General features: G+C 59.5%; 19 protein-coding genes and 1 pseudogene. 10 read left to right on the top strand and 10 right to left on the bottom strand.

Features of this window, described 5'->3' with window-relative positions; translation table 11 throughout:
* Nucleotides 1-61 precede the first annotated feature (61 nt).
* On the bottom strand, nt 62-1,435 hold the full coding sequence (locus tag QC816_RS02385) for an MFS transporter (protein ID WP_085918857.1): 1,374 nt from the start codon (nt 1,433-1,435) through the stop codon (nt 62-64).
* 171 nt (nt 1,436-1,606) lie between these two features.
* The gene (locus tag QC816_RS02380) at nt 1,607-2,257 is read right to left on the bottom strand and encodes a class I SAM-dependent methyltransferase (RefSeq protein WP_309780803.1); all 651 of its coding nucleotides are present in this window, start codon (nt 2,255-2,257) and stop codon (nt 1,607-1,609) included.
* A 31-nt stretch (nt 2,258-2,288) separates the two neighbouring features.
* On the opposite strand from QC816_RS02380, the gene QC816_RS02375 reads away from it, so the two are divergent.
* The 3 genes from QC816_RS02375 to QC816_RS02365 all read left to right on the top strand — a co-directional run bounded on the left by QC816_RS02375 (nt 2,289) and on the right by QC816_RS02365 (nt 4,119).
* A complete protein-coding gene (locus tag QC816_RS02375) occupies nt 2,289-2,672 on the top strand; it encodes a VOC family protein (RefSeq protein ID WP_085918855.1) in 384 nt (127 codons plus the stop codon).
* Between the two features lie 101 nt (nt 2,673-2,773).
* Nucleotides 2,774-3,181 carry a DUF4870 family protein gene (locus QC816_RS02370; protein ID WP_309780801.1) on the top strand — a complete coding sequence of 136 codons (408 nt, stop codon included), beginning with the start codon at nt 2,774-2,776 and terminating at the stop codon, nt 3,179-3,181.
* Between the two features lie 2 nt (nt 3,182-3,183).
* Nucleotides 3,184-4,119 carry a lysophospholipid acyltransferase family protein gene (locus tag QC816_RS02365; RefSeq protein ID WP_309780799.1) on the top strand — a complete coding sequence of 312 codons (936 nt, stop codon included), beginning with the start codon at nt 3,184-3,186 and terminating at the stop codon, nt 4,117-4,119.
* A 62-nt stretch (nt 4,120-4,181) separates the two neighbouring features.
* Here QC816_RS02365 and QC816_RS02360 read toward each other — a convergent pair whose 3' ends face one another.
* Nucleotides 4,182-5,852, bottom strand: coding sequence for an alkaline phosphatase family protein (locus QC816_RS02360; RefSeq protein ID WP_309780798.1), 1,671 nt, complete (start codon nt 5,850-5,852; stop codon nt 4,182-4,184).
* A 143-nt stretch (nt 5,853-5,995) separates the two neighbouring features.
* On the opposite strand from QC816_RS02360, the gene QC816_RS02355 reads away from it, so the two are divergent.
* The 4 genes from QC816_RS02355 to QC816_RS02340 are packed head-to-tail and all read left to right on the top strand — an operon-like array spanning nt 5,996 to nt 11,035.
* Nucleotides 5,996-7,492, top strand: a complete 1,497-nt coding sequence (locus QC816_RS02355; RefSeq protein ID WP_309780796.1) for an OpgD/OpgG family glucan biosynthesis protein — start codon at nt 5,996-5,998, stop codon at nt 7,490-7,492.
* Nucleotides 7,485-9,473, top strand: coding sequence for a glucans biosynthesis glucosyltransferase MdoH (gene mdoH / locus QC816_RS02350; RefSeq protein WP_309780794.1), 1,989 nt, complete (start codon nt 7,485-7,487; stop codon nt 9,471-9,473). The genes QC816_RS02355 and mdoH overlap by 8 nt, the downstream gene beginning before the upstream one ends.
* Nucleotides 9,473-10,255: an FkbM family methyltransferase gene (locus QC816_RS02345; protein ID WP_309780792.1), complete on the top strand. Its 783-nt coding sequence runs from the start codon at nt 9,473-9,475 to the stop codon at nt 10,253-10,255. The genes mdoH and QC816_RS02345 overlap by 1 nt, the downstream gene beginning before the upstream one ends.
* Nucleotides 10,256-10,267: 12 nt before the next feature.
* Entirely contained in the window at nt 10,268-11,035 is a 768-nt protein-coding gene (locus QC816_RS02340) for a creatininase family protein (protein WP_264823457.1), read from the top strand.
* A 57-nt stretch (nt 11,036-11,092) separates the two neighbouring features.
* Here the strand turns inward: QC816_RS02340 and ribA are convergent, their stop codons facing one another.
* Complete coding sequence (gene ribA / locus QC816_RS02335; RefSeq protein ID WP_309780789.1) at nt 11,093-12,193, bottom strand: GTP cyclohydrolase II RibA; 1,101 nt, start codon at nt 12,191-12,193, stop codon at nt 11,093-11,095.
* A gap of 64 nt (nt 12,194-12,257) precedes the next feature.
* Between ribA and QC816_RS02330 the strand changes: the two genes are divergently transcribed.
* The gene (locus tag QC816_RS02330) at nt 12,258-13,097 is read left to right on the top strand and encodes a RibD family protein (protein WP_309781421.1); all 840 of its coding nucleotides are present in this window, start codon (nt 12,258-12,260) and stop codon (nt 13,095-13,097) included.
* 51 nt (nt 13,098-13,148) lie between these two features.
* Here the strand turns inward: QC816_RS02330 and QC816_RS02325 are convergent.
* From QC816_RS02325 to QC816_RS02310, 4 genes and pseudogenes are all read right to left on the bottom strand, one after another.
* A pseudogene (locus QC816_RS02325) lies at nt 13,149-14,024 on the bottom strand (lysylphosphatidylglycerol synthase transmembrane domain-containing protein); the annotation flags it as partial.
* 4 nt (nt 14,025-14,028) lie between these two features.
* Complete coding sequence (locus tag QC816_RS02320) at nt 14,029-15,975, bottom strand: glycosyltransferase family 4 protein (RefSeq protein WP_309780787.1); 1,947 nt, start codon at nt 15,973-15,975, stop codon at nt 14,029-14,031.
* A complete protein-coding gene (locus tag QC816_RS02315; protein WP_085918846.1) occupies nt 15,972-16,370 on the bottom strand; it encodes a 6-pyruvoyl trahydropterin synthase family protein in 399 nt (132 codons plus the stop codon). Before QC816_RS02315 ends, QC816_RS02320 begins: the two co-directional genes overlap by 4 nt.
* A 29-nt stretch (nt 16,371-16,399) precedes the next feature.
* Entirely contained in the window at nt 16,400-17,383 is a 984-nt protein-coding gene (locus QC816_RS02310) for a zinc-dependent alcohol dehydrogenase (RefSeq protein WP_268902473.1), read from the bottom strand.
* Between the two features lie 244 nt (nt 17,384-17,627).
* Here QC816_RS02310 and QC816_RS02305 point away from each other — a divergent pair, with 244 nt between their 5' ends.
* Nucleotides 17,628-18,353 (top strand): CDP-alcohol phosphatidyltransferase family protein, encoded by a 726-nt coding sequence (locus QC816_RS02305; protein WP_309780783.1) that lies wholly within the window; start codon nt 17,628-17,630, stop codon nt 18,351-18,353.
* A gap of 16 nt (nt 18,354-18,369) precedes the next feature.
* Here QC816_RS02305 and QC816_RS02300 read toward each other — a convergent pair whose 3' ends face one another.
* Nucleotides 18,370-18,840, bottom strand: a complete 471-nt coding sequence (locus QC816_RS02300) for a GFA family protein (RefSeq protein ID WP_253023033.1) — start codon at nt 18,838-18,840, stop codon at nt 18,370-18,372.
* Nucleotides 18,841-19,012: 172 nt separating this feature from the next.
* Between QC816_RS02300 and QC816_RS02295 the strand changes: the two genes are divergently transcribed.
* Complete coding sequence (locus tag QC816_RS02295; protein ID WP_309780780.1) at nt 19,013-19,675, top strand: phosphoribosyltransferase; 663 nt, start codon at nt 19,013-19,015, stop codon at nt 19,673-19,675.
* Nucleotide 19,676: 1 nt separating this feature from the next.
* Here QC816_RS02295 and QC816_RS02290 read toward each other — a convergent pair whose 3' ends face one another.
* Nucleotides 19,677-20,639 (bottom strand): LysR family transcriptional regulator, encoded by a 963-nt coding sequence (locus QC816_RS02290; protein WP_309780778.1) that lies wholly within the window; start codon nt 20,637-20,639, stop codon nt 19,677-19,679.
* Nucleotides 20,640-20,702: the final 63 nt, after the last annotated feature.

Genomic DNA, 20,702 nt, shown 5'->3' with positions numbered 1-20,702 from the left:
CGCCACTACACACCATTAGCCCAAGGTCTCAACAAAACGTCACGCAATTAACGACGGCGCCTCAATGCCGCTCACCAGCCTGCTCGGTATCATCGTAATAAACGATGTGATTTTCGTCTTCAGGCGGTGGCCCGACAATTGGTTCCGCCACGTCCACATCGGGCACCAGGTCCGACAGATCCTCGAGATGTTCGTGCTCCAGCGCTCCCTGCATCAGCTCTTCGGTGACTACCAGCTCGGCACCCGCAGAGCTCATCGGCGTCGTGGCGGTAAACGGTGCCACCGGCACAGGCGCGGGGCGAACACGTCGACGCCAACTGAAGAACATGACAAAGAACAGGCTCAGCGCCCCGAAAGCCCAGAACAGCCCGGCATCGCCCATGACCGTCATCACCGGGGAGATCATCAGCGGGCTGATCGTCGCACCGATGGAGTTGATCAACAGCAGTCCCTGGCTCATGCGCACCAGGGCACCGGCTGGAGCACGGTCAGCTGCATGGCTAACCGCCACCGGATAAAGCGCAAACACCCCGCCACCCAGCAGGAACAGCAACACCGCCAGCATTGGGGTGGAAAGCGGTAGCCACAACATTGCCGCCGAGATCAGCGCGCAGAAAGCGCTGATCGCGATCAACACCATCTGGCGGTCGTGGCGATCCGACCAGCGGCCAATGGGGTACTGCAACAACATGGCGCCCATAATCACCACGGCCATCATCTGGCCAACCTGGCTGACCGTCATGCCAATTCGCTGTAAATAGAGCGGCAGCAGCGTATACGCCGCCGCGACCACCATGCCGGACCCCAGGCTGCCCATGACACCGGTTGGCGTCATGGTGATCAGGCGAAGAGGCGGAAGCGGCTCGGCATGCTCGATAAGCGGTGATACGCGTGGAATCATCGCCATTGGCAGTACCGAGAGTGACGCCAGAAGCCCTATCACCATGAACGGTGCCGTCATGCCCATGGCATCGGTCACGCCCAGCAGCAATTGACCCAACACGCCAGCGGCATACAGCGAAATCATATACAGCGCGAGCAGACGACCGCGCACTTTCTGGTCGCCAGAGGTCAACAGCCAGCTTTCAATGACCAGATAGACCCCCACCGTTGCCCAGCCGCCGATCAAACGCAGCACGAACCAGGCCCAGGGATCAAAGAATAGGCCCTGTAGCAGTACCGTCACGGCGACCAGCGAGGCGAAGCTACCGTAGGCGCGGATATGACCGATACGCAGCAACAGGCGATCATTCACCATGGCACCCAGTGCCAGGCCAATAAAGTAGGCGGACGAGACAATACCGATTAACGTGGCCGACTCACCTGCCGCATCCAGGCGGATGGTAATCAAGGTAGCGAGAAAGCCGTTACCGATCCCGAGAATGAACAGCCCTAAAAGGGGCGCCAGCGCCATGGCCAGCAGTTGCCGCGACATGAAAACCTCGTCTTGCCGATAGAGATGAAAAACAGGCGTGGAAAACACGGCAGAGCGTTCCCACAGAAACCGCCATCTCACCTGGCACATCGATTCAGGCAGGGATAACGGCGCGCAATTATTGCCCCGAACGGGGTAAAGTCAATGCTTTTCTGACGGCGTCGCTGTCGGCTATAGCAATTTACGCAGGATAACCGTGTCAGGCCCAGGAAATTCCACTGTAAAATGATGCTGGGCGGCCCACCAGCAAAATGTTGCTTCGCTGAAGAAACTGACGTGTGTTGGGTCCGCAATATAGTGCCAGCGAGCAAACGACTCGGGCGACGTGACCCGCTTGGTCATCATCCCAAGGTAGCCACCGGGCGTTAGCAGTCCGGCCAATTGAGCCAGCACCTGGCCGGGCTGCGCCAGATGCTCGACGACTTCTGTCGCGGTGATAAAATCGTATTCATGGGTAAGCACCCGCTGTTCTGGCGCATAAAAGGGGTCATAAATTGACATGGGGTAGCCCTGCTCTGCGAACATCACAGAGAGCGTGGGCCCAGGGCCTGAGCCAAAATCAAGCCCACTGGCCTGGGCGGTCAGCCTAGCGGTCAGCGGGGTAAATAAACGCCCTAAAAAACGTCGATATCCCGTATCATACGGCGAGTTCTGGTGCTTGTCGTATTCCGCCCTTTCGGCGGCTGCGCTCAAATGCTGCTCTGGCGGCACAAAGACCAGTGCACACGTGGCACACTGGAAATAGTCACGGCGGCGATCTTGATGATAGAGGGTAGCATCACCCTCGTCACATAGCGGGCAACGCCGCGTCGTTGTCTTCATTGACTCACTGTTTTGTATTAAGGAAAGTGGCATGCTCTCAGGTCTGGACCATCTTGTTGTGACCGTGACCGACATGGGTCGCGCGGTGGATTTTTACTCACGTGTTCTGGGACTGGAGGTACGCTACCGAGACGCCCAACGGGTCGACTTGCTCCTCGGCGATACCGCGTTGCGCCTGCATCAGACCGACACGGATATTGCACCCATTTCTGCCACCCCCACTCCCGGTAGTCTAGACCTCTGCCTGCGCTGCCAACTACCGCTGAACGAGTTCAAACAGCACCTGGATGTCCTGGGGATTGATATCGAACTGGGCCCCGTGGCACGCCAGGGGGCCAATGGTCCCATCGAGTCGATTTATTTGCGCGACCCGGACGGCAACCTGCTCGAGATTTGCCGCCCCGCGGCACGCTAATGCCAAGACCGGTCAGGCACGCTACAATAGCGTTCACTGAAATACGATAGAGAATCCTTGTTATTACAGTGTCACTCTAAAAACACGGAAAAGGAAACGTTATGCAAGACAGTAGCCAGGACACGCCGACTGAAGGAACCGTCGTCAACGGAGAGCCTGAGGGCGCGGCTGAAAACCAGCGCAAGCCCGACACCACCATGGCGATGGTGGTCTATGCGCTCTATCTTGCCAGTTTTATCCTCGGCTTCACGTCGATTGTCGGTGTCGTCATCGCTTACGTCTACAAAGGCAAAGGCCCTGAATGGCTAGACGAGCACTACCGTTACCAGATTCGCACTTTCTGGATAGGCCTGGTTTACGGGTTCCTGTGCTTGGTCCTGGCCATCATCGGCATTGGGTTCCTGCTTATGCTGGCACTGGCCGTATGGCTCATTGTGCGCTGTGTTAAAGGCTTTAAAGGGCTGCAGGAGCAACGCGCGCCTTCTAACGTAGATTCCTGGTTGTTTTGACGATGGCTCAACAACCGGGTGAAACCAGCGAGCGGTACTCCAAAGCCAGCGCGATCAGTTGGTTATGGCGTACGTTATCACGCTGGTCGCTCGTGCGACTGTGGCGACTCTCTTCTCGACTGGGTCCACTGGTTTACCGCTTTAACAAGCGAGAGCGCGAGGTGACGGAGCGCAACCTGGACGTTGTGTATCCCCGCCTGTCTGCTTTAAAACGCAAAACACTTGCCCAACACAGCTTACGTCATTCAACCGCCACCATGCTGGAACTTGGCCATGCATGGATGGCGGAACCTCATAAAGTAGAAGCCAGCATTTTAGCGGTGCATGGCCGCGACAAACTGGACAACGCCAGGGCGGAAGGACGCGGCGTGATTGTACTGGCGCCGCATTTTGGTAACTGGGAAGTGCTGAATTTCTGGCTGTCGAACCATTTTCCGTTCACCGCCATGTATGAGCCCCCCAAGATGGCCGCACTTGACCCGGTTATTCGGCAGGGTCGCGAGCGCATGGGCGCGCAATTGGTCCCCACCAACCCCCGCGGGGTTGCGGCGCTCCTCAAGGCGCTCAAACGCAGCGAAGCCATCGGCATCCTGCCCGACCAGGAGCCTGATTGGGGCAGTGGCGTCTTCGCACCGTTTTTTGGCCGCGATGCCTACACGGCCACGCTGCTGCCTAAACTGGTAGCGCGTACCCAGGCCCGCGTGGTGACGGGGATCGCCCTGCGGGTGCCTGGAAAAGGGTTTGAGATTCACTTTCTTGACGCCGACGAGCGCGTCTACGACCCAGACGATATTCAGTCAGCCACCGGCGTCAATGCCAGCGTCGAAGCCGCTATTGCCCTCGCCCCCGCCCAGTATCAATGGGAATACAAGCGCTACCGCAAAACCATTCAGGAGCAGCAGCAGCTGGCCAACTTCCGCGATTACCGGATTTACTAAGCTTGGTTGGCGTGCCAACCGCCGTCGCGGGTTATAACCAGCCACAGGCTGGCTCGAGGGGGTCAGCGGGTATTGCTTTCGGTAAAATCAGCATGCAGCCAGCGCCGCAACTGACTCAGCTCGGCTGACCTCTCGTCACTTTCCGGCGTCGGCCACATGCCGGGTACAAACCCTCGGGCCTGAAACGGCGCCAGCAAGGCCGGGTCGCCGCTGATAATGTGGACGGGCACTGCACCGCTGGCATCGTCGCCGGTAATCAACGGTGCCGGTTGGTGGTCGCCCAACACAATCAGCATGGTATTGTCGTCCGCCACGCGCTCCGCCCAGCGGCCAACCGTTTTAATCGAGTAGTCGACCGACCAGGCATAATGGTCGCGGATACGCTCGATGTCCTGCCACAAGACTTCCGGCGGATCACCCGCCTCTTCCCATGGCGCAAACAGCTTGCCATCGCCAATGCTGGACCAATCATCAAATACCGGCAAAATCGGCGTCCACGGCGCGTGGCTTGAAATCAGCGCCAGCTGCGCAAAGACAGGCGAATTATCCAGTAACTCTCGCTGGGTATAGGCCAGCGTAAACTGGTCCGGCATCGTCACCCAGTTCAGCGGCGGTCCCTGGTAGTCAATATCTTTCTCCACCACCAGTTCGTCAAAACCGTAGGCCCTGCCTTCCGGCCAGGGCTGAGTAATCGCCGGCATCACGGCCAGCGTGCGTTGTCCGGTGGCCCGAAAGTCATCCACCAGCGTGGTCGCATCGCTGTCTAACAACAACTGGTACCACAGCTGGTTATCGATGGTGTAACCACTTAATGCCGTGGCGTGCGCCAGCCAGGATTGACCACCACGGATCGGCGATTCGAGCAGACCCGATACGACGTTGATCTCCCGATCGGCAAGCCGCCGCTCAATCTCGTCTAAGGTAGGCGCCAGGACAGAACGATAGCGTTCGTCCTCCAGTGCCGTAACACCATAGGATTCAATAAACGTCATCAACACCCTGCGCCCTGCCAGACCACTGAGTGAGCGCTGCTCGATAGGCGCTGCCTCAAGCGTTTGCACAAAAGCCTGTTTGGCCTGATGGGTAGTGACCAGTTGCCCCCATTGAACATGGGTCGCGTTAACCACCGGCAAGCTGTCACGCCCAAGGATGGACTTGCCGCTCAGTGCCAATCCTGCACCCAGGCTGGCACACACCAGCATTGCGAATGCCCATCCTTTGGCTCTTCCCTTGAGCGGGTAACCTTCACCCGGCAACAGCAGCCTGAACACGCCAAGTGCCAGTAGCAAAAGCAATGTCGTCGCCACGACTATTGCGCAAAGTGCCCAAATATGGCCTACATTACCCACGAGCAAGTCGTAAATGGAGCCCAGCAGCGGCGTGTCGAGATACAGGTTTAACGGTCGACCAAAGGCGGTGTAAGTCGCCGCTTCCCCAAGGTTGATCAACGTGGCCAGGATGAGCCAGCTTGCCAGTGCAATGCCAAGCCCCAAGCGAAAGCTTCCTCGGGGCATGAGCAGCATGAGTGGCATTACCAGCCAAGCTTCCCAGGCGATCAGGTTCCCTGACATATCGCCATAGCGCCACCAAAGTGGGGCCTCCAAGCCTATATTGAGCGCTAACGCTCCTATCCATAATCGACGCATTGCAGGCTTGCCATCCGTTGCCAGTTGAAGTGGGCGAGCGCCATATCGTCGCATGATCACGACCATGCTGGTAAACGAACTCGACATGTACTTTACTGACTAAATGTATAACTATTGTTTAAAAATTGCACGAAGTGGTAGAAGATAAGCCAACGTAAAGGACAGACAGCACACGCAGCTGAAAGGACATCATCGTTATGCGCTACTACATAAAAGGAAGGTTGCTCGTCATGATCACCTCGCTGGCCATACTCCCAGCAATGGCTGATCAACACTCCCACTATCAAGCCGTGATTGCACAGGCACGAGACCTGGCCGACGCACCTTACCAATCGCCAGAGGGTGACCTCCCCGCACCGTTGCGCAAAATCGATTACGACACCTATCGGCAAATTCGCTTTGATCCCTCAAACGCCTACTGGCGAGATGACAGCCCTTTCAGCGTGCAACTGTTCCACAGCGGTTTTTTGTTCGAGACGCCTGTTCATATCAATGTTATTGAAAACGGCAACGTTGCCCCGTTGTCCTTCTCCACGGATGATTTTTCCTACGACGGCGCGGCGAGTGCGTTACTTGACCACGACCTCACCGGCAGCGGTCACGCAGGATTTCGCCTGCATTACCCCCTGAATCGCGATGACTATGCCGATGAATTTGCCGTGTTTCTGGGTGCCAGCTATTTCCGGCTGGTCGGCCGCGACCAGGTTTACGGCTTATCGTCTCGAGGATTAGCCATTGATACCGCGTCAAGCGACGGCGAGGAGTTTCCGGCGTTTCGCGAGTTCTGGCTACACAAACCCGACGCGGACGCCGACCAGGTCGAGCTGCTTGCCCTGATGGATAGCCCTTCGCTTAGCGGTGCCTATCGTTTTGTTATCCAACCCGGGGACAAGACGCGCGTAGAGGTCGAAGCGGCACTGTTTGCGCGTGACAACATCGCCAAGCTAGGGGTTGCCCCACTGACCAGCATGTTCACCTTTGGTGAAACCAGTCGCGAACGCCCGGATGACTATCGCCCACAGGTTCACGACTCCGATGGGCTACTGATACAAACCGGTACCGACGAGTGGATCTGGCGGCCGTTGAGCAACCCAGACAGCGTGCGTATTTCATCCTTTTTCGACGACAACCCCCAAGGGTTCGGGCTGATGCAGCGCGAGCGTGATTTCAACCGCTACCTGGACACGGAAGCGCAATATCACCGGCGCCCCAGCCAGTGGGTCACCCCCCTCGAGGACTGGGGCAAGGGTCACGTTGAACTGGTGGAAATCCCCACGCCGGACGAAACCCACGACAATATCGTTGCCTACTGGGTCGCCGAAGAACCCATGGAAGCTGGCGATTCCCGTCGCCTGCACTACCAGACCTATACGCTCAATTCGCAACCTGAAAACCACGCATTAGGCCGCGTGGTGCGCACCCGTCATGGCCGCGCCGAAGTGCCAGGGCAAACGGAGGAAACCAATGAAGGCGAGCGCCAGTTCATTGTCGACTTCCAGGGGGGCGAACTTGGCGAAATCGCCACCGACCAGCCCGTTGAGCTGGATATCAGCAACCGAAAAGGCGACATAAAGCTGCCTCAGGTCACCGCGCTGCCGAACGGTGGCTGGCGGGCAAGCTTCCGGCTACCCGCGAGCGATCAACCCAGCGATATCCGACTACGACTAACCCTTGAAGATGAGCCCGTCAGCGAGACCTGGAACTATGTGTGGCACCCCGATGATTGATACAGATCCTCTGGTCCCCTCGATTCCCTGGCTGAAAACACGCCGTGCGTTGTTGGCCATCGCGGTGCTGGCATCGAGTGTCGCTGGGTGTGCTGCCATGTACCGGGTTACATCGAGCCTTGCATTGGGCTGGCAGATATCAATGCTCGTTTTGTTTGCGCTGACGTTTACCTGGATCGCGCTGGCATTCTGGAACGCCTTATGCGGCTTTGTGGTATGCGCGTTGAAACTTGACCCACTAAGCCTGCGCAGGCTCAATCACGAAACTCCCAACGCACGGCTATTGGTAAGCCGGACGGCTGTGGTCATGCCGATTTACGCCGAGCCGCCAGTGCCTACCTTTGCCGGCCTTGAAGCCACCTGCCGCTCGCTTATGCAGCACTCGCTTGGCGATAAAGACGCAAATGAGGCGGCACATCCGTTAGGCGAGCATTTTGAGTTTTTTGTGCTCAGCGACACCCAGGACGCTGAGCAAGCTCGGATAGAGGAAGCCCACGTAGCAGCTTTGCAGCACCGTTTTGCTGGCGAGCTTGCCATTCACTACCGGCGGCGGCCCAACAACCAAGGCCGCAAGGCGGGCAACATTGCCGAATTCTGCCGCCGCTGGGGGCGGCATTACGATTTCATGGTCGTGCTGGATGCCGATAGTCTGATGAGTGGCGCGACGTTATTACGCATGGTTCAGCGAATGCAGCGCCAGCCAGGCATTGGCCTGATCCAGACGGTGCCAATGCCGGTAGGCCAAAAGACGCTATTTGGCCGCTTTACCCAATTTGCTTCAGCGTTGTTCAGCCCCATGCTCGCGGCCGGCCAAAGCTTCTGGCAGGGCGATACGGCCAACTACTGGGGGCATAACGCCATCATCCGCACACGAGCGTTCATGGATCATGCGGGCTTGCCCACGCTGCCCGGCAAGCCGCCGCTTGGCGGCGAGATACTTAGCCATGATTTTGTCGAGGCTGCCCTGCTTAAACGCGGCGGCTGGCAGGTGCTGCTGGACACCACCATGACCACGTCGGTTTCGCGGCATGACCCCTACGTCAGCGCATCTCACAATAGCTTCGAAGCAATGCCAAGCAATTTACTCGACTTTGCAAAACGCGACCGTCGCTGGCTTCAAGGCAACCTACAACACCTGCGGCTGTTGAGCGGGGCAGGCTTTCACCCGCTTAGCCGGCTGCACTTTTTTTATGGCGCCTTTGCCTTTTTATCGTCGCTTGTATGGCTGGGTTTGCTACTCTGCACCAGCGTGTTGGTGACTTATCATGTGCTTGGCGATGTCACCGGCAAAACGCTTCCCCAACCGCTTTCGCTCGGGCTGCTGTCGATTACCCTGGGCATGCTGCTAGCACCCAAATTTCTTGGGTTAGGGCTAGCTTGCTGGCAAACACCTTATGCCTTTGGGGGGCGGCTACGCCTGCTCGCGAGCACCTGTCTGGAAATGCTGTTTGCCGCCTTGATCGCCCCAATGATGATGGCCTGGCACAGCCTGTTCATTATCAACGTATTGCTGGGTCGCTCCATTGAATGGCAAACACAGCCACGTGGCGAGCGCTCGCTCAGCTGGCGGGAAACCTGGCAGCACACCGGCTGGATGACCCTCAGCGGGCTACTCTGGGCGGGGGTAATGATGGCCTTTTCACCGACAGCATTTGGCTGGTTAACCCCTGCTTGGCTTGGGCTGGTTGGCGCCGCACCGTTGGTCAAATACTCCAGCAGCGGTACCTGGGGCGGCGTTGTTCTCCATCGCCTGGGGCTACTGCAAACGCCCAGTATTGCATTGAAACCCCCTTTGCTGGATAAGTTTGAAACCCTGGTGGCAAGTAGCGACGTCTGTCCACAAGCGCCCGACACCCAGAGACCTTTTCCGCTGGTGCCACTACTTGCTGAGCGCGTGGGCGAAATGCCCTGCCAGTCGTTCAAGTACTTTGATCGCGAGGCACTCGTCACATCATCAGCCACCATTAAGGAGCCCAGTTAATGAAGCACGGGTATTGCCAGCGGCTTCGTCAAGCGAGCGGGCTTGCCCGCTCGCTATTTATCTATTGGCGTCCAGGGCGTCAGCGGGGGCTTCAACGGCTTTACCAGCCGTTCATTGTGCCGGGTAAACCCGCATTTGATATTGGCGCCCACCTGGGTGACCGAAGTGCCGCCTTTCACGCGCTAGGCGCCCGGGTGATCGCCCTGGAGCCGCAGCCCGTTCTCGCCCAGTGGTTCAAGCGCATGGTAAAAACGCCCTCCATCACCTTGCTGCCGGTGGCGGCAGGCTCCATAGAGGGCGTTGCCGAGATTGCCATCAGCAACGCCAACCCTACCCTCTCGACACTCGCCAGCGAATGGCGCGAGCAGATCGGCCAACGCAATGCGGGCTTTAGTCAGGTACGCTGGGAGCAACGCCTGAGCGTTCCCGTCACCACCCTCGATCAACTCATTTCCGACTACGGCGAGCCCAGTTTCATCAAGATCGATGTGGAAGGCTTTGAAGCCGAGGTACTGGCCGGGCTAAGCTATCCCGTCGTAGCGCTATCGGTAGAATTTGTAACAGGTGCTCTAAAGGTAAGCCATGAATGCGTCGACCTGCTAAACCGCCTGGGGGATTATCGCTACAATATCGTTGTCGGCGAACAGCGCCATTTTCGCTGGAAAGAATGGCAAACACCGGAGGCGATTCGCCAATGGTTGAACGACGGAGCAGACGCCCTCCCCTCCGGCGACCTTTACGCCTGCCGCTCAGACCACCCGCACCTCCTGAATACTCCATAGGCACGTTACCCCATGATTCACCACTGGCAGCAACTTACCGCCCCTCAGTTAGTCGAGGTTGCCCATCGCGACCCAGTGGCCGTGTTGGTACTTGGCGCCGTTGAACAGCACGGCACTCACCTCCCGTTAGCCACGGACCTGACCATTGGTGAGGGTCTACAAAGCGCAATGCTGGAGCAACTATCGCCGTCGCTGGAAGTGATCTGCCTGCCGCCGATCGCCGTTGGTGCAAGCGATGAGCATGCCAGCTACCCCGGTACGCTCAGCCTGCCTGCACCGGTCGCCATTGCCACCCTGGAAGCCTACGGCGACAGCCTTGCTCGAACGGGGATTCAGCGCCTGGTATTGATCAACAGCCACGGCGGCAACAAGGCCGTGATGGATCTGGCCGCGCTGACGCTGCGCCGCCGTCACAACATGCGCGTGGTCAAGGCGACTTACACCCGCCTGCCAACGCTTGAAGGCGCCATTGACGCCGATGAATTGCGCAAAGGCTTGCACGGTGGCGCACTGGAAACCGCCATGATGTTGCATCTGGCGCCCACGCTGGTTCAGTTGGAGGGCTATCAAGCGCCCTCAGCGGCTGATGCTCAAGACGATGACCTGGTAGGACCAGAGGGTGCCGCCGCTTTCGCCTGGCTGGCGGAAGATTTAAGCCGCCAGGGGGTATCAGGCGATGCTCGCCCAGCGACGGCCGAGCTGGGCGCACGTTTGATTCATCATTACGCCCGTCTACTCGCCCAGGTCGTGGCGGAAACCGCCAACCTGCCACCACTTTAAAAGGCTTGGTGATAGCGGTTTATCTCTTACAACTTGCCTCTTACTAATTGCTAGTGATTACTTACTGCTTAATACATCTTCCAAAAAATGCCCAGCTCGGGTGGCTTTGGCATTGAGGTAACGATGGTTCTGGTCGGTCAAGCGGCCGTACAATGCCTGACGAGCGACCACCTCAATACCGCCTTCGCTGAGTGCCTTCATTTTCAATGGGTTATTGGTGAGTAGCTGCACACGGGAAATATCCAGCGCTCGCAGCATATCGACCGCTACGGCGTAATCGCGCTCGTCATCGCCAAAACCCAGCATCTGGTCGGCATCGACGGTGTCCAGACCATCATCCTGCAGGGTATAGGCGCGAAGCTTGTTGGCCAGGCCGATTCCACGGCCTTCCTGAGCCAGATACAGCAGCACTCCGCCCCCCATCGCCTCGATATCGGCGACGGCATTACGCAATTGCTCGCCACAGTCACACCGCAGGCTGCCAAAGAGGTCGCCGGTCAGGCACGCCGAGTGCATCCGCAGCGGCACGGCCTCGGTGTGCGCCTCGGGCCGACCGATGACCACGGCCACATGCTCACGCAGCCCATCCGGCTCACGAAACAGCACAAACCGACTCTCGGCGGCATCTTCTAACGGGATGCGGGCTTCGCTTACCCGCTTGAGCATACCGAGTGCGCCGGCCACACAAGTCTCGGCATCGCTGGCATCGACCGCCAGCAGTTCGCCTTTCGCCAACTGCTGGGCGATCCCGTCGGCTGCATTTTCACTGACTTCGGCAATCAATGCCGCCGGAATTAGCAAGGCCCGGCGCATCAGCGCGACAGCCCCCCGCTCGGCTCTACCTGCTGGCTGCAAGCCGCTTAGCAGGGCCGGTGCCTGGCCCGGCACCACTTGGGCAACGGCAAGCGTGTGCAGGGCACGTTCGTCCATCTGGGCCGCCAACGGCAGATAGGCAGCATCCGCGGTGATGGACACACCCATGGCTTCCAAACGGTGGCGCGTCAATACCAGCGAAGGGCGCGAGCCTGAGAGCCGGGTCAGTTCATTCACCGACTCGCCGCCCTCCAAAGCCTGAACCAGCAGTTGCTGTTCTCCCGCCTTCACTACCACGGGAAGCCCTCGTCGAATATCAAAGATGGCGCGTTCAATGTGATACATAGAAGCCTCCTGGCTGACTGACGTGACGGACGAGTGGCGCTTGCGCCGGGTCGCCGTGCACCGCATGATGCAACGATTGATCCCGAACGGAGGCGTCATGCCCGACTCCATGGTACGTACGAATCGATTGAGCCCCGACGCTGACGTCATCCCGGACGCGACTTGGCAGCGCCTGCTGGCAGGACAGTCCCTGGATGATGACAAGCCGATGGCCAGCGAACTGGCGAGCAGTCTGGCGCCCCTGGCAACGACGGCGTCGTGGGTGGTGGCGCAGTTGGGGCAAAGCCTGGACGGACGGATCGCCACCCAGAGCGGTCACTCCCACTACATCAACGGTCGGGCGAGCCTTGTGCATCTGCACCGGCTGAGGGGGCTTGCCGATGCCGTGGTCATCGGTGCTGGCACCGCCGAGGCCGATGATCCCCAGTTGACCGTGCGCCACGTTAGCGGCGTTCACCCCACCCGCGTTGTGCTTGACCCGCGTGGCCGCGTGCCGATGGATCGGCAACTGTTTCGAACCAGCGTGGCGCCCACGCTGCATGTGGTCGGGCCAGATGCCTCGCTTACCGACCCGCCCGCGGGCGTAGAGCGCTGCGTGCTGCCACTGAATGACCGAGGCCAGTTTGCGCCCTGCGATGTCATTGAACTGCTCGGCACCCACCAATTGCACCGGATACTGGTCGAGGGCGGCGGGGTTACCGTCTCGCAATTTATCGAGGCAGGCGTGGTAGACCGACTGCACTTGCTTGTCGCACCGCTGTTGATCGGCTCGGGGCGCCCCGGCTTGCAGATGACGCCCATCGAAACGCTGGACACTGCGCTGCGCCCCGCGCTGCGAACCTTCCGTTGTGGAGAAGACACCCTGTTCGACGTCCTGCTGCGCCCGGCCACTTTCGGGGGGTAGCGCCGCATGGCGTCGGCCGAAGGCCACCCAAAGGCCCGGCAGGCTGGCCAACAGCACAACCACACCATAAGCCAGCGACACCGCCACACCCTGGGCGGCGGGCAAGCCCACCCCTACCCAAACGCCTGCTGCGGCGCCTTCACGCACGCCCCAACCGGCCACCGAGAAAGGCACCAGCATGGCAAGCAGCACCACCGGCGCCAGGGCCAGCAAGCTCAACACCGGCAGTTCAACGCCGATCGCCCGCGCTGCGCAAACCATGACCAGTCCATAACTGAGCACAATGGTCAGCGAGGACAATAATTGAAGAGGCCAGACACCAGCCGTAAACAGGCCACGCTGAATATCCCGGCCAACGGACAGGCACCAGCCAGGCAGGTGAATCAACCCTTTACGTGCCAGGCCGACAAGCGCCGAGATAAACCCTGTGGCCAGCACCCCTGCGACGCCGATGGATAACCACACCGGCCAGCCGAGCGCTGCCTGCCACAGTGGCGACAGCGCAAGCGCCACAAGCGTCAGCAGCCCCATAGCCACCTGGCCCGAGACCCGTTCGATAATCACCGCGCGCCACGCGCGCCCCCTGGAGGCGGATTGTCTGGCATGCCGATGGGCACGCCCCGCATCGCCCAATACCCCACCCGGCAATAACTGGTTGACCAGCAAGGCCAGGTAGTACTCACGCAGCGCGTAGCCAAAGCGCATGGGTACCTGGATCAACCTTGCCGTCAGCTGCCACCGCCAGGCGCTGAGAACAACCTGACCCACGCTAATCAGTAGCGCCAGCAGCACCCAACCAGGTGACAGGCGCTGTACCTGCGCGACAATCGCCTGGGGGTCAACCCACAGTGCCACGGCCACCAGCAACAAGCCGCTGACGGCTACGCGACGTAGCCACGGGGACTGCCACCACTGAGGATTGGCCATGGCGTTACCCTTCCCCCTGGAATTGCGCTTCCTTGGGCACGGCCAGCAGATCACGGTGGCCAACCCAGATACCCAGCTCACCGCTGGCGACCGCCTGGCGACGCATTGCCGCCCAGTCGGCAATGCGGCCAGCGGCATCAGGCGCGTGCTCCTCGGCCGCCGATGCCCAGCCATCAATCAATGACGTCATCAGTGGTTGATGATCGGGGTTATCCGCCAATAACTGCCACGGCGTATCCGCTTCTTCAACGCGGTAATTAACGACCTTGAAGGCAGCGGCAAGAGTGGCATGTGTGCGACCGCCGAGGGCATCGCCAAGGCCTTTATCCCGCTGCTGATGGGCACGAAAAAGATCGAGTACCCATTGATCTTCGTCATCGGCAACCGGCCGTTGATGACGGTCGGTAAACCACCATTCACCGGTAACACTGAGCGCCATGAGCACCCCCTGACGATGCGCAGCGCAATGGGCAACCAGTTGATCAATCCAGGACTTCGAGACCAAATCGAGCAGTGCCGAAGCGCAGATAAGGTGAGCGCCATTCAATGCAGGGGTGTCGAGACGGGCGAACGATGCCGTCTCTGTGTCGGCAGCGATCGGCTGTCCGTTTATATCCCGCAACGTCATCACCCGCGCCCGGGCGTCCCCAAGCAAGGTGGTGTCGTGGTCGAGCAGGGTCCAGGTTTGCGGGCCGGATAGTCGGGGTGCCAGGAAGTGAACATTGCTGCCCCGGCCACAGCCCAGATCCACCAGCCGATGAGGCGTAGGGCAGGCCGACAGCCACTCGTCGGCAAGGGTGACAAGGCGTTGGGAACGGGAGCCGTGGTCCACCGGCTCACGCAGCGCCAGCCAAGAGGCGGCAAATTCGCTACCCGACACCAGGGGCCTGGGTGTTGACGCCACTGCACCGGCAAACGCCTCGGCCGCGGCGGGCCAGTCCTTGAGCGTTTGGCGGGCCGCCATCGCCCCCTGGCGCAGTGAAGCACGCAGGTCGGCATCGCCACAGAACCGCCCGATAGCGCTTTGCAAGGCTTCCACGTCGCCGGGTTCAACGCTTAAACCGGCACCGGTGGGCAAGGTATCGCGCAAGGCGCCGCCGGTGGTGGTGATCACGGGCAGGCCGTGGGCCAGCGCCTCGGTCACCACCATGCCATAGCCTTCGTACCAGGAAGGTAGCACCAGAGCGTGAGCATGTTGATAGGCAGCTTCAAGGGTGTCGCTGTCGCACTCGCCATGCAGGGCAACCTGACCCTCAAGGCCATGAAATTCAATCAGATACTGTAACCTCAGGGTAAATTCGGCATCCCGTGCGCCACCATAACAGTCACAGCGCCAGCGGCTCGCCGAGAGTCCAGCCAGCGCTTCGATCAGCACGTCCTGGCCTTTACGCGGCGTCAAGGTCGCTACGCACAATAAGTTCAGTGACTCACCCGGCTCGCAGGCGGGGCTCACTGGCGCCTGCTCAACGCCGGGCTCAACAACGGTCGTATTCGCTTTGAGCGGGATCGCATACGTATCCGCCAGCACCGACAGGCGGCGGGCGGTGAAGTGGCTGGTCACGATAATCCGCGAAACAGCCGCCAGGGCTCGCAGCTCGCTTTGGTGGAGCCGCTGCTGATCATCCGCCCCCAGGCCCGATTCATCACCCAGCGGGTGATGCACCAGCGCCGTGATAGCCAGACGATCCACGTGGCGGGTTACCACGTCAGGCAATGCCCCCATGGCCAACCCGTCGATGACGACCGTTGCGCCATCGGGCTGGGCCGCCAATGCGTCCGCCAATGCCCGAGTCGCGGTGGCATCGGCGTCCGGGAACGCCCCATCCAGCCCGATGACCTCGATCGCCCAGCCCTGTGTACGAAGCGCCGAGACAATGCGGGCATCGTAAAGGTAGCCGCCGGTACGCTGGTTCGGGTCGCCAGCCACCAGCAGGCTGAGTCGCTGGCTCATAGCGCGCCTTCGTAGCTTGCCCACGCCACATGCGACTCATGCAGCCTGACCTCAAGATGGGTCAGTCCGCGGGCCGTCGTGCCCATTTCGCCCGCTTTAATCGCGGCGCCAAGCTGATCGTAAATCACCTTGGCCATGAATTCCGTGGTGGTGTTATGACCCTGCAGCTCGCTTACCTCATCCAGGTTCTGGTAGTTGTAGCCTGCCAAGACCGCCTTGAGGGTATCGCCAGCCAAACCGATATCGATGACCAAGCCGTCATCGTCCAATTCCGGCCGCTGGAAGATAACGTCCACCACGTACGTTGCGCCGTGGGTGCGCTGAGCGGGCCCAAAAACCTCGCCCTTGAAGCTGTGGGCAATCATAAAGTGGTCACGGACACATAGGCGGTACATAAACACTCCTGTCGTATTTCGTATTAGCGTTAGTGGGAATAGCGCAACCGGTGACACAGTTCGGTACTGCTGGATGACAACAACTCTGGAGCCAGGTCGGGCATGTGGGTAAAGTCACTCTCCCCGCTGATCAGGGCATCCAGGCAATCGTCTACCAGCAGTTTCAGTGCCAGGCGGAGCCGCCGCTGATAATCCCAGCGTGGCAGCAAGCGAGGCGGCAACTGACCCACTTGGCTGGCGCGCAGGGTAAGCCGTTGGGAATGGAAAGCGCCGCCAAGGGGGACTGACACCTCACCCTCGCCGAACCAGCTCATTTCGACGATGCGCCCCTCGTTGCCGACCAGGCTTAGCGCTTGGCGCAAGCCGTCTGCGTGGCCGCTGGCGTGAATCACGCAGTCCTGTTCGGCACTGGCCTCGTCAGGCAGGCTGAACGGCACGCCCAGCTTTGTCGCCAGCGGTTCGCGGTCGGGATTGATATCGATCAACTGCACCTCGACGCCGGGTATCCGGGCACATAGATAGGCCACCAGTGCGCCCACCACCCCGGCACCGATCACGCTGATGCGCTCGCCCAGCACAGGCTCGGCATCCCAGACACCGTTAATCGCGGTTTCCATGTTGGCGGCCAGCACGGCACGCTCGGACGGCAAGTCATCAGGAAGCGGTAGCACCGCCGACGCGGGTACCACGAAGTAGTCTTGATGGGGATACAGACAAAACACGCGCTGGTTCAGTAACTTGGGCGGTCCCTGCAGCACGTGGCCAACATTAGCGTAACCGTATTTAACCGGCACGGGAAAGTCACCCGCCTGGAAAGGGGCTCGCATGCGGGCAAACTCGCTTTCCGGCACGCGGGCATTGAATACCAGCGATTCGGTACCACGGCTGATCCCGCTATAGAGGGTACGTACAAGAACGTCATCCTCACCCGCCGCTGGCAATGATTCATGCCTGAGTTCACCACAGCCTGGGTGGGTCACCCAGAACGCCGTCGCGTTATTGCTGTTGCTCATCAGCACTCCTTCCTTGTGCCGCTCGCTTTTCCTGGGGTATGCCAATGTATAATGCCGGACCAGTTAGACCGAGCTGGCGTCGAATTGTGTTCACTGGCAGTACCCTTTCTAGCGTAGCGTTAAACAATCGGATATTCGATATTGCAGACTAGACAACCCTACCTTCTTCTACAAGAATGGTACATATAAAAATATTTGCATCGAATTATTTTATCGATGCAACGATCATGATGGCAGGAGTGCCATGTATTTGTTCACCAATACACCGACTGTTACAACCACCAGGCGCTGGCAAACGGCCATGGAAGTCTTTCTGGGCGGCATCGCACTGGTTCTTTCAGGATGGCTATTGCCTGGTTTGTTACCCGGACCGCTTAACTGGGGCGTTGCCGTTTTCTGTTATGCGCTAATCGGTGGGTTAGTGACGACTTACTGGCCTCATGGCCTGCTGGGCTGGGCGAACCGGGTGACACTGGCCAGGGCGGTGCTGGTCGCGCTGGTGGCAGGGGCACTGGCCAACCAGGCGTTCATGGCCGCCATATGGCTCTGGCTGGCCATTGCCATACTCGCTCTATTGCTGGACGGCGTTGACGGCTGGTTGGCACGCCGCACGCAAAGCGCTTCACCGTTCGGCGCGCGTTTTGATATGGAGCTGGATGCCCTGCTGATCATGCTGCTTTGCGTGGGTTTGTGGCTTGAGTCGATAAGCGGGTGGGTAGTGCTGATTGGTGGGATGCGCTACCTGTTTGTGGCCGCTGGCTGGCGGTTCGCCTGGCTGACCCAACCGCTGTTTGCCAGCATGCGCCGCAAAACCGTATGCGTCTGGCAGGTGGTGGCACTCCTGCTGGCGTTGACGCCGCTGACCTCCTCCGGCGTTGCGGAAATGCTGGCATTAAGCGCCCTGCTATCTTTAGCCTATTCGTTTGGGGTAGATGCGTGGTGGCTATATCGGCAGGCACACGCCCGGTAGCGCCTATCTGCCTGCATCACTGCTCCAGCCCGAGGCGTTGATGCCATTCGGCCAGACTCTCGTCCGGGTAGGCATAAAAGCACTTGTCCTGTATCGGCGCGTTGACTTCGACCCATTCCGCTTTGCTGCCCAGCATCATGTGCGTTTTCTTGGGCGGCGAAGGCAACGGTGTATCGATCGCCGAGGCGAAAGGGTGAACAAGCTCAGGCCATTCGGGATCGTAAACCCAGAGGGCACTGGCGCAATGCTGGCAAAAGTGCCGCTCGCCAGTGCTTTCCTCGCCGTCGATCACGGCTCGGTAGATGGCAATATGCTCTTCACCACTGACCCTCAAGGTACTGCTATCGGCACCAAGATTGATCGCATAGCCGCCGCCACCCGCCGTTTTGCGGCATATCGAACAGTAACAGCGGTTAAAAGGATAGGGATGATGTGACTTTACGCTGAACGTTACTGCCTGGCAGTGGCATGATCCTTTGAGCAGCATGACGCCTCCTTCACAAGGGTTACCGCAATAGTGGTCGATGAAGAACCGACCCGGCTTGGATAAGCCACTACCTCTTACTATAGTCTAAGGAGCGTTAATCCATCGTGTGATGACACCCAGCCCCGTCTATAGCGTGGCGGGCGCCCGCCGATAGGGTGTTCAGGAGTTACTCATGCCCAACCGTCAAGAGCGCTTCGAAAATCGACATGACGCAGGACGTCAACTCGCCAACGCACTGACCGGCCAACACCACGACATCGTTCTCTCCCTACCGCGCGGCGGTGTGCCTGTGGCCTACGTAGTGGCCATGCATCTTCAACTGCCGCTGGATGTCCTGGTGGTACGCAAGCTGGGCGCACCGGGGCATGCCGAGTTCGGTATCGGCGCGGTGGTGGATGGCGACCCGTCGCAGGTGGTGATGAATTCGCAGACGGTGGAGATGCTGCAGGTACCCGAGCGGTATATCGAAGAGGAAATACAACGACAAAAGCGCGAGATTACCCGCCGTCGCCACGCTTACAGAGGCGACCGGGCGCAGGTGAACGTGAGCGGACACCGGGTACTACTGATAGATGACGGTATCGCCACCGGCGGCACGGCCAAGGCAGCCGTCAGGGCACTGCAGCAGGCGGGGGCTGCCACTGTCACTTTGGCCGTGCCCGTTGCCCCGGCCTCGACACTGGATGAACTGGCTGGCGATGTCGACGATGTGGTTTGCCTGGCAACCCCCGAGCCCTTCAACGCCGTGGGCGAGCACTACCGGGACTTTACCCAGACCAGCGATGACGATGTCATTGGGTTGTTGCAGGCTGCTCGAGACGCGTCGAATAAGTAAGCTACCGTCTCTCAATGTCCAGGGTTCGTAGCAGCTCAGCGACGGCAAGTTCTCCTTCCGGTTCATTAAACTCGAGCGCCAGCACCCCCTGTACAAAACTCAAAAAACGATAGGCGGCGGGCGGTAGACGGCGCTCTCGACGTACCACGAAATGCCAGCGGCTTTTCAGCGGAAACCCCTGCAAGGGCAGCTCTTGAACGCCCTTGGGCGAATCCGCCACCACATGGCGCGACAGCACCGCCAACCCCATCCCGGAGGCCACGGCGAGGCGAATCGCTTCATTGCTGGCGATCTGCTGAGTGGAGCGCAGCTCAATGCCCGCGCTGTATAGCCAGGCATCAAAGGTATGCCGGGTCGCCGAGCCCGGTTCACGCAGCAGGAAACGCTCGTCTTTCAAGGCCTCCATGGTGAGATCTGTAATATTCGCCCAGCGATTGTTTTCGGGCCCTACCACCACCAGCGGATTGCTCAGAAAAGGCGCGGCCATCACGGCGTCGTCCGAAGGCGGGTGGCTAAATACGTAGAGGTCATCTTCGTGGCGCTCAAAGCGATTGAGCATCTGCTGGCGGTTACCGATCTCGACCGTGACGTCTACCTGGGGGTTAGCCTGACTGAAGGGCCCCAACAGCCGCGGCAATACGTATTGGGCGGTATTCACTAAACCAATACTGAAATGTCCGCGGCCGCCGCGGTTGTATTCGTCCAGATACTGGCTGAACACATCGGTGCGGCTGAGCAAGTCCTGACTTAGCTGATAGAGCGCCTGGCCGACCTCGGTGGGAACTACGCGCCCCTCTTCCTGGCGCACGATGGGTTCGCCAACAATCTCCCGCAGCCGCTTCAACTGCTGAGACACCGTCGGCTGGGTCAGATGCAGCCGGTTGGCGGTGGCGGTAATCGAGCCTGTGCGTACCACGTCGGCGTAGACCTGCAGCAGGCGGAAGGTCAGTTGTCGAACTTTCATTGCTTACACCATAGATAATCATCTATGACTATATAAAGCTTATTTGTTTTCATCAATCCACTG

The sequence above is a fragment of the Vreelandella janggokensis genome (assembly GCF_031451615.1).
Classification (GTDB): Bacteria; Pseudomonadota; Gammaproteobacteria; order Pseudomonadales; family Halomonadaceae; genus Vreelandella; species Vreelandella janggokensis.
This window is presented reverse-complemented; position numbering and strand designations above follow the sequence as displayed.

Excerpts from the sequence above, each read along its gene's own strand:
- QC816_RS02330 (WP_309781421.1), top strand. The coding sequence starts at position 12,258 with ATGATGCAACGATTGATCCCGAACGGAGGCGTCATGCCCGACTCCATG.
- QC816_RS02360 (WP_309780798.1), bottom strand. The coding sequence starts at position 5,852 with ATGTCGAGTTCGTTTACCAGCATGGTCGTGATCATGCGACGATATGGC.
- QC816_RS02315 (WP_085918846.1), bottom strand. The coding sequence starts at position 16,370 with ATGTACCGCCTATGTGTCCGTGACCACTTTATGATTGCCCACAGCTTC.
- QC816_RS02295 (WP_309780780.1), top strand. The coding sequence starts at position 19,013 with ATGCCCAACCGTCAAGAGCGCTTCGAAAATCGACATGACGCAGGACGT.
- QC816_RS02305 (WP_309780783.1), top strand. The coding sequence starts at position 17,628 with ATGTATTTGTTCACCAATACACCGACTGTTACAACCACCAGGCGCTGG.
- ribA (WP_309780789.1), bottom strand. The coding sequence starts at position 12,193 with ATGTATCACATTGAACGCGCCATCTTTGATATTCGACGAGGGCTTCCC.
- QC816_RS02300 (WP_253023033.1), bottom strand. The coding sequence starts at position 18,840 with ATGCTGCTCAAAGGATCATGCCACTGCCAGGCAGTAACGTTCAGCGTA.
- QC816_RS02375 (WP_085918855.1), top strand. The coding sequence starts at position 2,289 with ATGCTCTCAGGTCTGGACCATCTTGTTGTGACCGTGACCGACATGGGT.
- QC816_RS02290 (WP_309780778.1), bottom strand. The coding sequence starts at position 20,639 with ATGAAAGTTCGACAACTGACCTTCCGCCTGCTGCAGGTCTACGCCGAC.
- QC816_RS02355 (WP_309780796.1), top strand. The coding sequence starts at position 5,996 with ATGATCACCTCGCTGGCCATACTCCCAGCAATGGCTGATCAACACTCC.
- QC816_RS02320 (WP_309780787.1), bottom strand. The coding sequence starts at position 15,975 with ATGAGCCAGCGACTCAGCCTGCTGGTGGCTGGCGACCCGAACCAGCGT.
- QC816_RS02370 (WP_309780801.1), top strand. The coding sequence starts at position 2,774 with ATGCAAGACAGTAGCCAGGACACGCCGACTGAAGGAACCGTCGTCAAC.
- QC816_RS02385 (WP_085918857.1), bottom strand. The coding sequence starts at position 1,435 with ATGTCGCGGCAACTGCTGGCCATGGCGCTGGCGCCCCTTTTAGGGCTG.
- QC816_RS02380 (WP_309780803.1), bottom strand. The coding sequence starts at position 2,257 with ATGAAGACAACGACGCGGCGTTGCCCGCTATGTGACGAGGGTGATGCT.
- mdoH (WP_309780794.1), top strand. The coding sequence starts at position 7,485 with ATGATTGATACAGATCCTCTGGTCCCCTCGATTCCCTGGCTGAAAACA.
- QC816_RS02365 (WP_309780799.1), top strand. The coding sequence starts at position 3,184 with ATGGCTCAACAACCGGGTGAAACCAGCGAGCGGTACTCCAAAGCCAGC.
- QC816_RS02345 (WP_309780792.1), top strand. The coding sequence starts at position 9,473 with ATGAAGCACGGGTATTGCCAGCGGCTTCGTCAAGCGAGCGGGCTTGCC.
- QC816_RS02310 (WP_268902473.1), bottom strand. The coding sequence starts at position 17,383 with ATGAGCAACAGCAATAACGCGACGGCGTTCTGGGTGACCCACCCAGGC.
- QC816_RS02340 (WP_264823457.1), top strand. The coding sequence starts at position 10,268 with ATGATTCACCACTGGCAGCAACTTACCGCCCCTCAGTTAGTCGAGGTT.